General features: G+C 39.2%; 13 protein-coding genes and 1 other RNA gene. 7 read left to right on the top strand and 7 right to left on the bottom strand.

What is annotated here, in order from left to right:
* Positions 1–179: 179 nt before the first annotated feature.
* Positions 180–602: a preQ(1) synthase gene (queF, locus tag C8R11_RS04180; RefSeq protein ID WP_107794605.1), complete on the bottom strand. Its 423-nt coding sequence runs from the start codon at positions 600–602 to the stop codon at positions 180–182.
* A 102-nt stretch (positions 603–704) separates the two neighbouring features.
* Between queF and smc the strand changes: the two genes are divergently transcribed.
* The 7 genes from smc (at position 705) to C8R11_RS04145 (ending at position 7,329) form a co-directional block, all read left to right on the top strand.
* Positions 705–4,259: a chromosome segregation protein SMC gene (gene smc / locus C8R11_RS04175; protein ID WP_107794604.1), complete on the top strand. Its 3,555-nt coding sequence runs from the start codon at positions 705–707 to the stop codon at positions 4,257–4,259.
* Between the two features lie 88 nt (positions 4,260–4,347).
* A complete protein-coding gene (locus C8R11_RS04170) occupies positions 4,348–5,532 on the top strand; it encodes a cell division protein ZipA C-terminal FtsZ-binding domain-containing protein (RefSeq protein WP_107794603.1) in 1,185 nt (394 codons plus the stop codon).
* A gap of 80 nt (positions 5,533–5,612) precedes the next feature.
* Positions 5,613–5,852 carry a CDGSH iron-sulfur domain-containing protein gene (locus C8R11_RS04165; protein ID WP_090697294.1) on the top strand — a complete coding sequence of 80 codons (240 nt, stop codon included), beginning with the start codon at positions 5,613–5,615 and terminating at the stop codon, positions 5,850–5,852.
* Positions 5,853–5,921: 69 nt separating this feature from the next.
* Positions 5,922–6,119, top strand: a complete 198-nt coding sequence (locus C8R11_RS04160; RefSeq protein WP_107794602.1) for a hypothetical protein — start codon at positions 5,922–5,924, stop codon at positions 6,117–6,119.
* Entirely contained in the window at positions 6,109–6,408 is a 300-nt protein-coding gene (locus C8R11_RS04155) for a cell division protein ZapA (protein ID WP_244531779.1), read from the top strand. Before C8R11_RS04160 ends, C8R11_RS04155 begins: the two co-directional genes overlap by 11 nt.
* A gap of 76 nt (positions 6,409–6,484) precedes the next feature.
* Positions 6,485–6,662, top strand: a non-coding RNA gene (gene ssrS / locus C8R11_RS04150) — 6S RNA.
* Positions 6,663–6,726: 64 nt separating this feature from the next.
* Positions 6,727–7,329 carry an HAD-IA family hydrolase gene (locus tag C8R11_RS04145; RefSeq protein WP_107794601.1) on the top strand — a complete coding sequence of 201 codons (603 nt, stop codon included), beginning with the start codon at positions 6,727–6,729 and terminating at the stop codon, positions 7,327–7,329.
* Positions 7,330–7,365: 36 nt separating this feature from the next.
* On the opposite strand, the gene C8R11_RS04140 is transcribed toward C8R11_RS04145, so the two are convergent.
* From C8R11_RS04140 to hflK, 6 genes are all read right to left on the bottom strand, one after another.
* Positions 7,366–8,022: a thioredoxin domain-containing protein gene (locus C8R11_RS04140; protein WP_090697302.1), complete on the bottom strand. Its 657-nt coding sequence runs from the start codon at positions 8,020–8,022 to the stop codon at positions 7,366–7,368.
* Positions 8,023–8,132: 110 nt separating this feature from the next.
* A complete protein-coding gene (locus C8R11_RS04135; RefSeq protein ID WP_107794600.1) occupies positions 8,133–9,428 on the bottom strand; it encodes an adenylosuccinate synthase in 1,296 nt (431 codons plus the stop codon).
* Between the two features lie 24 nt (positions 9,429–9,452).
* A complete protein-coding gene (locus C8R11_RS04130; RefSeq protein WP_107794599.1) occupies positions 9,453–10,619 on the bottom strand; it encodes an ATP phosphoribosyltransferase regulatory subunit in 1,167 nt (388 codons plus the stop codon).
* A gap of 38 nt (positions 10,620–10,657) precedes the next feature.
* Positions 10,658–10,843 carry a DUF2065 domain-containing protein gene (locus C8R11_RS04125; protein WP_107794598.1) on the bottom strand — a complete coding sequence of 62 codons (186 nt, stop codon included), beginning with the start codon at positions 10,841–10,843 and terminating at the stop codon, positions 10,658–10,660.
* A gap of 275 nt (positions 10,844–11,118) precedes the next feature.
* Complete coding sequence (gene hflC, locus C8R11_RS04120; protein WP_107794597.1) at positions 11,119–11,997, bottom strand: protease modulator HflC; 879 nt, start codon at positions 11,995–11,997, stop codon at positions 11,119–11,121.
* Complete coding sequence (hflK, locus tag C8R11_RS04115) at positions 11,998–13,179, bottom strand: FtsH protease activity modulator HflK (protein ID WP_107794596.1); 1,182 nt, start codon at positions 13,177–13,179, stop codon at positions 11,998–12,000.
* Between the last annotated feature and the right edge of the window lie 29 nt (positions 13,180–13,208).

Below are 13,208 nucleotides of genomic sequence, written 5' to 3'. Positions count from 1 at the left end.
AATAAGTTCATTTAAGTAAACAAGCAAACAAAGTCATTAATCGAGCACTTTTCATAAGAAACAGATTTACTGCAGCAATACCGAAATGCGGTACTCGAATCATTTTAGATCTATTAACTTAGAATTCTCTTTATTTAACATCCACTGTGCTGTATGAACCATTTGGAAAAATAAATCCTTCAATATCTTTTAATATTTGACTGTTCAGCAAACGAATGCAGTGAAATACACGGTTGCGGTTTCCATCCGGATTTACGATGATCGACAATCACATTGGTAAAAATACCTCCTCTCACAAAAAAACGTGCTGTCAGGCGAATATATCTCGGTTTTAATACGACAACAAGATCTTCCAGCACCTGATTGGTTACGGCTTCATGAAATGCAGCTTCATCACGGTATGACCAAATATACAGTTTCAGACTTTTCAGTTCGACGCATTTTTTATCTGGAATATAATCTAAAATTAAACTGGCAAAGTCTGGCTGCCCTGTTTTTGGACATACGCAGGTAAATTCCGGAATTTCCATATGAATTTGATAATCTCTTTTAACAAACGGATTTGGAAAAGTTTCTAGATGTTTGCTTGGTTTGGTCGACATTCAACAATTCTCTTCTTTTAATTATTTCAGTTACAATAAACAACGATTATATACAACCGATTCACGTTTTTTTCCATTATAACTGTTTACCCACACATCAAATTGCGCCTTGTCAAAATTAAACTTGCTGGTTTTAAATCGTTCGTCGAGCCTACTGTTATCCCAGTCACTCACAATTTAGTCGGCATAGTCGGGCCTAACGGATGTGGCAAGTCCAATATTATAGATGCCGTTCGCTGGGTATTGGGGGAATCCAAAGCTTCGACTCTACGTGGCGAATCTATGCAGGATGTGATATTTGGTGGATCTGAAAATCGCAAGGCAGTTGGACGCGCCAGCGTAGAGCTTTTTTTTGACAATAGCTTCAATAATGTTGCCGGGGCATGGTCCAGTTATACGGAAATAGCCATAAAACGCATCATTCAACGCGATGGCAATTCAAATTATTATATAAACAATATACATGTCAGAAGACGCGATATTACTGATCTTTTTCTGGGGACAGGTGTTGGCGGACGTGGTTATGCCATTATTGAACAAGGCATGATTTCACGTATTATCGAAGCCAAGCCTCAAGAATTAAAAACTTTTCTTGAAGAAGCAGCCGGTATTTCTAAATATCGAGAAAGAAGACACGAAACTGAATTGCGATTAACCGATACACGAAAAAATCTCAATCGTATTGAGGATATTTCTAGCGAATTACAAAATCAGATTGAACGCCTGAAAAGTCAAGCCAGAGTCGCCAGCGAATATGCTGCATTAAATACACAACTTCAAGAAACGCAGCAAGTACTATGGCTTCAGCATAGAGTGGAAGCCGAACAACAGCGTTCCGCTGTAGAAGAAGAAATTGAATCAGCAGAGCAAACGTTAGAAACAGAAGTCACGCAATTGCAACTAAACAAGAATCAACGGGAAAATACCCGTGTGTATGAGCAAAACTGCAGTGAAAATCAGCACGCGCTCCAAGGCAAATTATACGAAGTAAGCGCTGAAAAAGCACGTCTTGAGCAGGAGATCAGACAATTTCATAAAAACAGGGAACAACTTTTTCATCAAATACAGAATATTGAAAAACAGTTAACGCGCAATCAACAACAACTCAATACAGCTGTTGAAAACTTGCAGCACTGGCGCACTGAAAAAAAAAATGCGGAGACTGTGCATGAAGAAGGAGTTCAAAAAAACAAAGCGCACATTGCAAAACTACCTGAGTTAGAAGCAATTTTTAATCAATGTCAGAAAACATTTGATACCGCCCAGCAAAACCTCATATTTACTGAGCAAGCGGGCAACGTGGCCAAAACACATTTACAGCATACAAACAAAGCCATTATACAATTGGAATCACGTAACAATCGTTTGCAACAAGAATTCGATTCACTCGATGAACCAGACCACCAAGCACTTAAGGCAATTGAATCGAAATTAGAACAAACACACAATAAAATAACAGAAAACCAGAGCAAACTTTCACAAACAGAAACCGCGTTCTCAACAGAGAGTCGCCGTAAAGAAAAAGCAGCATCTCATATTCATGAATTGCAGACAAAATTATCTCACTTACAAGCTCGTTTTCATGCGCTTCAAAACCTGCAACAAAAAATTGAAAATAATGAAGCATTAAACAACTGGTTGCAAAAATATGAACTAAGATCTCTGCCACGCTTATGGCATCATATACAAATTGACAAAGACTGGGAGAACGCACTTGAATCTGTTTTACAAGCACGTTTAAACAGTTTTGGATTTCCACAGATTGAAATTATCAATAACTGGGAAAATGATTTGCCACCCGGAAAATTAACTATTTTTGAATATCAGAACCAGGATGACAACGCCGCAACAAATTATCTATTCATACCAGCCAGCCGCCATACACAATGGACAACGTTGACAACTTTCCTGACTTGTGCTGACAAAGGCATTACATCTGTAATCAATGATTGGCTCAAGAACATCTACGTCATGGACACCATTCAGGATGGATTACGACAAAGACATCAACTGAAGCCCGACGAGTTATTTGTGACGCGGGAAGGACACACCCTCAACCGTAACAGTATTAATTTTCACTCTCCTGATTCACAATTGCATGGCGTTTTGTCCCGGCAAAACGAACTCAATCAACTTCAAGGAGAGATAGCAGCAATCACAAATAAATTAAAAGCACAACAATTTGAATTCAAAGAAATTGTTGACAGTCACGAGACATTAAATGAAACAATTCAACTTCGCCGCAGCGAGCAACAACAACTCACGCAACAACAACATCATTTGCAATTAGAAAAAATTAAACTTTCTCAATTTAACGAACAGATTGGGCAACGCAGAGCCCTCATTAAAGATGAACTGGATGAGATTCGTCAGCAGCTTGCCCTGGAAAACCAGCAAAAAGATAATGCAGAAAAAGAAGCTCGAGAACATCTTAGTCAAATTGAACAAATCGAAAAATGTGCACTAGCTGCAAAAAAAGAGTTAGCCGCAGTAGGACAACAGCTTACAGAACAGCGTCACAAGATAGAAAAGTATAATAAAGAGATGCAAGAAGCGTTATTTGACGAGAAAATATGTCAAAATAAAATCAATGATATAGAAAATTCAATCAAATCACTCGAGGAAAACGGGACGCATTTATCTAAAATCAGGGATAACTTGTTATTAGAGAATGGTAGTCTGGATGACGCCACTTTGAATTCCCAGCTTGAGGCGTGTGTTACACGGTGCAAAGATCTGGAACAGAAAGTTGTAGAAAATCGTGGCGAACTAGAAAGAGCAAGACAACAAATTCAAGAAATTGAAAATAAATTGATGGCTTCTGAACACCGCCAAACATCGCTGCGTGAATCAATTAATCAACTTTATTTAAATAAGCAATCATTCAAACTATTGGAAGAACGATACAACGAACAACTGCTCGAGGCAGGCTCAAACGAATCAAGTTTAATGTTCTTAGTGAACAAAAAGAGTATCACTGCTTTACAGACCGAAATCAATCGCACCCAAAAAAAAGTAGCTGCTTTGGGTTCTGTGAATTTGGCTGCGTTAGAAGAACTTGAAGCACTTCAAGAGAGAGAAACAGTTTTAGCAACCCAAACCCAGGATTTAGGAGAAGCGATAATTATTTTGGAAAACGCCATTGAGAAAATTGATAAAGAAACGAAAAAGAGATTGGAGCAAACTTTTAATGCGGTTAATGATAATTTAAAAGAAATTTTTCCGATTATTTTTTCTGGTGGGAAAGCTCAGCTTGTTTTCAGTGATGGTAAGATACTGGAATCTGGTTTAATGCTCACAGCGCAACCACCCGGTAAAAAGAATAATTCAATACATTTATTATCTGGCGGCGAGAAAGCGCTGACTGCATTGGCACTAATTTTTTCATTATTTCGATTGAATCCAGCGCCTTTCTGTTTATTGGATGAAGTGGATGCTCCACTTGATGACAGCAACACTGGACGGTTTTGTGAATTAGTAAAAAAATTATCTCAGCACACACAATTTTTGTTTATTAGCCATAATAAAATTACAATGGAAATTGCTCAACAGCTGATAGGAATTACAATGCAGGATCAAGGTGTCTCCAGGGTGGTAGCGGTGAATATTGCAGGTACCGTTAATCCTGGCAATACAAAAGACACCGCATTTTTATAAAAAATAAACGACAGATAGTCGGCCTATCAGCGACAAATTAAAATTAATTTTTAAAACAATCATTGAGACAAGATAGTAAAGGAATAGTATGGATATATTGAATATGAGTGACTTGCAAGTCAGTTTGATCATTATCGGTATCGTTATTATTATCGGTGTTGCTATCTTTAACTGGATACAGCATTCACGCTACCGGAGTAAAATTGAGTCTGCTTTAGATCAAAAACTAGACGACGCTCTATTTGAAAAAAACAATAACTCCAAACCACATGAACCGCATGAAAGAATTGAGCCACAGCTGAACAAAGATTTTTTTGTAAAGCATGCCCCCAAAAAAGATAGCTTATCTGCAAGACCGCTTGATGTTTTAACAAAAGAAAATGTCGCTGACAACTATTCCGACAATCAAGAATATGTTATAGAACCAGGCATAGCAGAATCACAACCGGTTTTAGATGAATATAATAATCTAACAAATTATATAGTTATCGTTTCCGCTGATGCAGTCATTCCTAGCAATCAATTGAATACGCTGCTACAAAGAAAATTTGACTTTAACAAACCGCTGGTCTGGTTTGGTCAACGAGAAAAAGCGGGATCGTGGGAAGAGATTGCACACACTGAAAACACTGACTATATTAACTTGAAAGGATGCTTATTACTTGCAGATCGCTCCGGACCAATTAGTGAAATTGATTTATCAATATTTCGTGATACGGTACAGGATTTTGCCACACAAATAGGTGCGGAAGCAAAATGCCCGGATATCGTACCTGCACATGAACAGGCCATCCAGCTCGATAAATTTTGTGCTGATGTTGATGTCATGATAGGCATCAACATTATCAGTAAAGATGAAGGCGCTTTTATTGGCACAAAAATCAGAGCCCTTGCAGAAGCATCGGGCTTCAAACTTGAATCGGATGGTTTATTTAAATATAGAGATGAAAATAATCAGGTTTTGTTTACCTTGACCAACTACGAATCGGAAGCGTTCATACCCGAAAGCATGAAAGCACTTACAACGCATGGCGTTACTTTTTTATTAGATGTGCCACAAGTGTCTAATGGAGAAAAAGTTTTTGATCAGATGACACATCTGGCAAAAATTTTCTCAAATACACTCGGCGGTATTATGGTCGATGATAATCGTGTTCCGCTCAGTGAGAATGGACTTTCAAGAAGTAAACAGCAGCTCATCAATATCCAGAACTCAATGAAAGAAAATAATATCATTGCAGGTAGTTCAAATGCATTAAAATTATTTAATTAATTTACGTTTCTTACTAAACACCTGAAGCAGACAATTAAAAAATACAACTCAAATTGTATCTAAAAATATGGAGAAAATTTATGAGTCATGATGCTAAAAAATCCTTTTCCCCAATTGAAGTTCAATTAGAGGTAGGCAGGCAATATTACTGGTGTACCTGTGGCCGCAGTCAGTCACAGCCATTTTGTGATGGCACGCACAAAAATACGGAGTTCTCACCCAAGGCATTTTCGGTTGATGAAAACAGATCTGCCTGGTTATGCACCTGTAAAAAAACGAGTAATTCACCTTATTGTGATGGAACACATAATAAGTTATAAATTTAATTGATAAAAAACTCCGGATAACATTGCCAAAGAAAACTATTGTCAATCTCCAATTGGGCAATTATGGAATCAGAACTAGAATTTCTAGAAGAAGAAGTTCATCAGTTGGTACGTTTGTATCAGAATGCATGTATTGAAAATAAAAAATTGCGCCAACAGATTGCAGAAACAAACGCTAGAAATGAAAAGCTTACCGAAAAGATTCATATTGCCAGCAGTCGTTTAGAAATTCTTTTAAAGCACTTACCTGATGATGAATAGTGAAGAATTATTAAAAATTACTATTATGGGACGTGATTTCAACATAAGCTGCCCCGAACAAGAACGCGCAGAAATTTTACTTGCTGCAGAATTTCTGGAGAAAAGAATTCAGGAAATCAGAGAAGAAGGCAAAATAATGGATTCTGATCGCATCGTCATTGCCGCGGCACTCGGTATAGCACATGAATTACTTGTTTTACGTCAATCAAGTGGCTTTGACATTGAAGATTTTAAGCGTAGAATAGTACTCATACGAGAAAAACTAAATAATGTCCTTATAAAAAAATAAATAGTCAACCAATTGATATTTATTGCTTTATGCAACATTTACAAACCGTATTACTTTTTAAAAAAGTTTTAAAAATAGCTCCCTGCCGTGTACGTGTAAGACTGAAATTCTTTGAACCAATTATCAAATCAGGTTGTTGACTAAGTGATACTGTTGTGCACACCCTCCAAGGGTATGCCTGATGTATCCGGGAAACGACCACCTTGAGCCTTTAGGTTCAAGATGATGGTCCAGGCGGCATATGCGGGGGGCTCCTTTTTATCTACTAACAATAAACACACCTAATTATTCAAAACTGACCATCTTTCTCAAATTAAAATGGTTTTTCTCTTCGACATCGGTCGTGTTCTACTTGATTTTGATTTTGAACAATCACTAAAACAGCTCCTTCCTCCTGAAACACCCGGCGTAAATGAGCGTATCAAATGCATACTGGATAAAAAAGAAATACTTGAGGCAGGCTTGATAACCTCGGATGAATATACCAGTTGGGCTTTGGAAGTGCTGCAAAATAATGTCACCGCTACTCAATTTCATCATGCATGGCGGTCAATATTTACGGTCAACAAACCCATGTGGAAAAACGTTCATGAACTCGCCGAAATTGGTCACCGATTAATTTTGATTTCTAATATTAATTCAATTCATTATCCATGGATCATTACAGAGTTTCCCCAATTTTCTTATTTTGAAGAAGCCATACTATCTTTTAAAATTGGTTATCTAAAACCACAAACCGAGTTTTACCAACATGCAATTTCGCACTTTAATCTAGTGCCTGAAGAGACAATATATATCGATGATTTGCCACAAAACATTACTGCAGGCAGACAGTTTCAATTTCAGTGCTGGTGCTATGATCTTTATAAACATTCAGACTTTGAGCAGTGGTTAAATAAAACGTTAAGAGTAAATCGCTAATTCGCTCAGAAAACAATTTTTAATGGTTAAGATACTCTATTTACACGCTAAAAGTTGCTCTATGGCCGGTTGTTTGTGTTCAACCTGGCCAAACGAAACATCCTGTAACTGTCCTTCTCGATCAAAAAGAATAGCTGATGGCGTTCCTTGGAGTGAGAAACGTTCAAATGTTTCGGCTTTCATAATTTTTTGCTCTAAATAAACCCGTATTTGACTTTGAACAGTCTTTTTTTGATCTTCCTGTAGTGTATCGAATTGCGTTAATAGCTGCCGTGCATATGCCAGGACACGTTCATCTGTTACTGGGTCATTATCAGGCTCAATACGATCCATGCCTATAGCAAAGGGTAGCTTCCATGGGAGTCTGCTATTATCGACGAGTAATCCATGTTGATTCATCGCTTTAAACGTCTCACCCACCACTTCGCCTGTGTTTACTAGAAGCTGCAGGTTTTCTAACGTATTTTTATCGTAGTCTTCAAAAGCAGTTGCCAAACCAATGATCACAAGCCCTTTATCAGAATATTTTTTGTGAAGTTCGATTGCATCCGGTAAGGCATAAAGGAAACAACCAGGGCAATTTACTTGGAAGACTTCGATAAGCACAACTGAGCCCAGTAAATCATTCATTTTAATTGGCCCGGCCTGCACCCAAGAATCTACAGTTACATCAGAAATTAATAAATTATTCATTAATCTAAACGCTTTGATTTTTGTATTGAGAAAAAAATATAACTATATCTGTTATGATAAACGCCGGTAAAATAATGATTATCAATCGCCATCTACAAAGTGTCTAACTGCTACTCAAATGGATGACGCAGTACAATAGTGTCTTCCCGATCTGGGCCGGTTGAAATCATATCAATAGGCGTTTCGCAGACTTCTTCTATTCGTTTTAGATAAAATTGTGCTGCTTTGGGCAACTGTTTGAAATCTTTGATCCCGGCTGTACTAGTTGACCAGCCTGGAATTTCCTCGTAAATGGGTTCACATTGATTTAATTCATCAGCACCCACCGGCAATACATCAGAGCGAATACCTTGATTCGATTTATATCCTACCCCCACATTCAAGGTTTCTACGCCATCCAGCACATCAAGCTTAGTAATACACAATCCCGTTACACCATTAATCTGTATCGAGCGTCTCATCGCAACAGCGTCAAACCAACCACAGCGTCGAGGTCGTCCTGTTGTCGAACCAAATTCGTGTCCACGCTCGGCCAAATGATTTCCAATCTCATCCTCCAATTCTGTAGGAAAAGGACCTGATCCAACACGAGTTGTGTAAGCCTTTGTAATTCCTAAAACATACTGCAACATTTGCGGCCCTACACCACAGCCGGGAGCAGCCGCACCGGCGATACAATTACTGGAAGTTACAAAGGGATAAGTGCCGTGATCTATATCCAGCAGAGCACCCTGCGCACCCTCAAACAGCAAATTCTTACCGGATTTATATGCATTGAATAAAAGCTGCGATACATCAGCAATTAAGGGCTTTATACGTTCAGACTGGAGAATTGCTTCATCAAGCGTCTTCTGAAAATCTATGATAGGTACGTTAAAGTAATTTTTTAAAACAAAATTATGATAATCCAGCATTTCACCAAGTTTTGCAGCTAAGCGGTCTCTATGAAACAAATCCTGCAAACGGATCGCTCTACGCGCGGCTTTATCTTCATAGGCCGGACCGATACCGCGTCCTGTCGTTCCGATTTTACTTACGCCTTTAGCCGCTTCACGTGCGTGATCAAGTGCTGTATGGCACGGCAATATAAGTGGACAAGCTGTACTTATTCGTAACCTGCCATTTACATCGATTCCCATTTTCTCAAGCATTTCTATTTCTTTGATTAATGCTTCAAGTGAAACTACCACGCCATTTCCGATATAACAGGTTACATCATTACGTAGAATGCCTGATGGTATCAAATGTAGTATGGTTTTTTTCTCACCAATTACTAGCGTATGGCCCGCGTTATGGCCACCTTGAAAACGAATAACGCCCTGTGCGTGATCTGTCAGCCAGTCAACTACCTTCCCTTTGCCTTCATCCCCCCATTGTGTACCTATTACCACAACATTTTTAGTCATAGTACAGAATCTCTAAAAATACTATTAATAATCGATGAACTTAATTTTCTCAACAATCCACTCACCTTTACGTTTTATTATTTTCCTGTCACAGTTTAAAGTATTCTCAGGTTGTTCTGGTAATTCAGTAATGACAATTTGACCATCATTACGTAACTGCTCAATCTTTAATTCAAGCTCTCTATCTTTTTTCTTATATGGTGCGCGTATACCCATCGGATAAGGTGATCTTTCAACAAGCCTGGACAACTCCCTCAAGTCCATGCTGAATCCAGTAGCTGGTCTAGCTCTTCCAAATGCTTTACCTATTTCATCATAACGCCCGCCCAGTGCTATGGCATTGGAACAATCGTGTGCATAAGCTGCAAACACCATACCACTATGATAGTGATATCCACGTAAATCTGCTAAATCAAACGCGATTGTACTTACAGCCGGTTTTAGTTCTTTGCTCACCATGTCAAGTTGATTGAGCGCCGACAAAATGTCCATATGCGTGGGCAATCTTTTTCTTGCCTCATCCAGTATTTTTTGGTCACCATAAAGTTCAGGTAACAATAATAGAGATTCTCGTGTACTTTTTTTAAGGCCTGCACAAATTTCTTTCAGCGCAGCAATATCCTTTGCTTGCAAGATGGCAAACAATTCTGTTTCCATTTCGAGCGAAATTCTGGCAGTTTTTATAATCGCCCTAAACACAGCAACATGACCGAGATCCAGATGCACTTGATGCAAACCTGCCATTGCAAGACATTTCAGCATTAAATGCTGAATTTCTAAATCACTTTCTATACCTGAATGCCCATAAAGTTCCGCGCCGATCTGAAACGGTTCGCGAGTCTGTGTAAGGCTTGAAGGGACTGTGTGCAACACATTATTTGCATAGCACAGACGCGTGACGCCTTCACAATTTAATAGATGTGCATCAATACGCGCCACCTGCGGCGTCATATCAGCACGCAATCCCATCATTCGACCACTGAGCTGGTCAATGACCTTGAACATTTGTAAATTCATATCACTGCCGCTACCTGACAGCAATGATTCAACATATTCCAGTAACGGGGGTGAAACCTGCTGATAACCATGAACCATTAAAAGATCGATCATACGGCGTCGCATTGTCTCGATATGAAAGGCCTCAGCAGGCAATACATCTTCTATATATTCAGGCAGCAACCAATTACGCATGGCTATAAATCAAGAAGAAAAATAAAGCAGACAAGCAATCAACTCACAAGAATAAATAACGCCAAGCCAATCAACATAGATGTCAATCCTATAAAACGAAGCTGACTATCTTGAATCTCGGTCATTTTCTTAAAAGTCTCACGCCAAGTACGTGGTGATATGAATGGTAAAACACCTTCCAAAATCAGCATCAATGCAAATGCCATCAGAAAAGTCTCTAGCATGAAACGCTCCTCATCAAACCTTGCCTTGGGTATGTATGGACAAATTCGACATGTAGAAATAAAGGTCTTGCGCTACTTATGTAATCAGAATATTACGTTAGCGAAAGCCATATGCTATACAAGGTAGCCCATATGATATACAACGTTGGAATTACAAAATTTATATATCATCTGATATCACTGAAAGAAAAAAAATACTTCTTGACGGCTTAGAAATTACCCGTATCAATGTTTAAAGTAGTAATTTCAATGATACCAGAATAAATAATGTATTATCAATTAGTTGTATTTGTTGGGTCTTTAAGATACTTGAAAAAATCCGAATTTGGCTCTAAAACCAACATATCATTTTTATGTTTGAAAGAGCTCTTATAGGCATCCATACTGCGCCAAAATGAATAAAACTCCGGATCTTTTTCAAAAGCCTCTGCATAAATAGCAGCCGCTTCTTTATCGCCTTCACCCATCGTTTTCTGTGCATCGCGGTAGGCTTCAGCTAATAGAACTTCGCGTTGCCGGTCAGCATCAGCACGAATCTTTTCTGATTCAGCAGCACCGGTGGAACGCAATTCATTAGCTACCCGTTTACGCTCTGCTTCCATTCTACGATACACTGATTCGCTGACTTCTTGGGGCAAATCAACACGTTTCAAACGCACATCAATGACCTCGACACCAATAGTTCTCGCATCTATATCAGCCTTTTGACGCATTATTTCCATAATCATATCCCGTTCACCCGACACAACATCATGAACTGTACGATTACCAAATTCATCACGCATACTTGCATTAATTGTTTGCGCCAATCTTATTTGCGCCAGACTTTCATCTCCGCGCACACTGATAAAATACTGTTTGACATCTACAATACGCCACTTCACAAACAAATCCACAAGAACGTTCTTTTTCTCAGATGTAATAAAACGCTCAGGTTCTTCAGCATCCATTGTCAGAATGCGATCCTCAAAAAACCGCACATTCTGAGCAATCGGAATTTTAAAATATAGTCCAGGTTCGGTCTTAACATCAACCACCTCACCTAACTGAAACAAAATCGCCTGCTGTCGTTCATCTACAATATAAATTGCCGAAGTAGCCAATAAAAAGCCAATTACAACAATACCCATTAACACCGAAGTAAAATTTTTCATTTATCTCATCTCCCTTTCACGGCCACGGAATGCCTCACGTGAACGTATGCTGCTATCAGGTGTCATTTCCTGATTAGCTGATGACTGTGTATTCGCAACAGGTGGCATTGGTGCTGAACCAGTCGCACCCATTATCTTATCCAACGGCAAATACAAAAGGTTACCTCCGCTTTGTTGATCAACCATGATTTTACTGGTACTCGACAATACCTGTTGCATCATATCCAGATACAAACGTTCACGCGTTACTGTTGGCGCTTTGCTGTATTCTTCTACAAGCTGACTAAAACGACTGGCATCACCGATCGCACTTGCTATTACGCGCTCCTTATAACCCTCGGATTCTTCGATTAACCTTGCCGCATTACCCCTGGCTCTCGGAATCACATCGTTGGCATAAGCTTGACCTTCATTCTTTTGACGTTCTCTATCCTGCCCGGCTTTAACCGCATCGTCAAAGGCTGCCTGCACCTGTTCGGGTGGTTGCGCATTCTGCATGGTTACTCTGCTGATCGCTATACCGATCTTGTAACGATCCAAGATTTCCTGCATTAAAACCGTTGCAGCGGCGGCAACTTGTTCCCGGCCTTCGTAAAGAACAAAATCCATTTTACTTTTACCGATAATCTGCCTGATTGCCGTTTCAGCTGCTTGTAAAACCGAATCATCCGGGTCTCTGTTATTAAACAGAAATTGTTCTGGATTATTTAATATGTACTGTACGGCGAACTGAATATCAATGATATTCTCATCATCCGTCAACATCAGCGATTCTCTTAATACTTTACTTCTGACATTGTTACGATAACCTATTTCAATTGTACGTACCTGACTGACATTTACCAATTCAACTGTTTCGATCGGATAAGGCATGTGCCAGCGCAAGCCCGCTGGGGTTGTATCCACATACGCACCGAAGCGCAGCACAACACCACGATGACCCTCATTAACAATATAAAAACCACTGGCCACCCATACAACTAGCAGCAGACCGATGATTACTAAAATACTGCCGCGACTGTGTGGTTTTGGTTCCTTGCCACTTGAACCACCGCCACCCTTACCATCCTTCGAGCCAAATATATTGTTGATTTTCTTATTGACATTACGCAATACTTCATCCAGATCAGGTGGTCCAGAGTCACCTTTATTTTTTCCCCACTGAGGATCATTTAAACCCATAATTCTTCCTGTTTTATTTGTTCAAAATG

It is taken from the genome of Nitrosomonas aestuarii, assembly GCF_003046585.1.
GTDB classification, from domain to species: Bacteria; Pseudomonadota; Gammaproteobacteria; order Burkholderiales; family Nitrosomonadaceae; genus Nitrosomonas; species Nitrosomonas aestuarii.
Note: the sequence above shows the minus strand (reverse complement) of the source record. Positions and strands in the feature narration are given on the sequence as shown.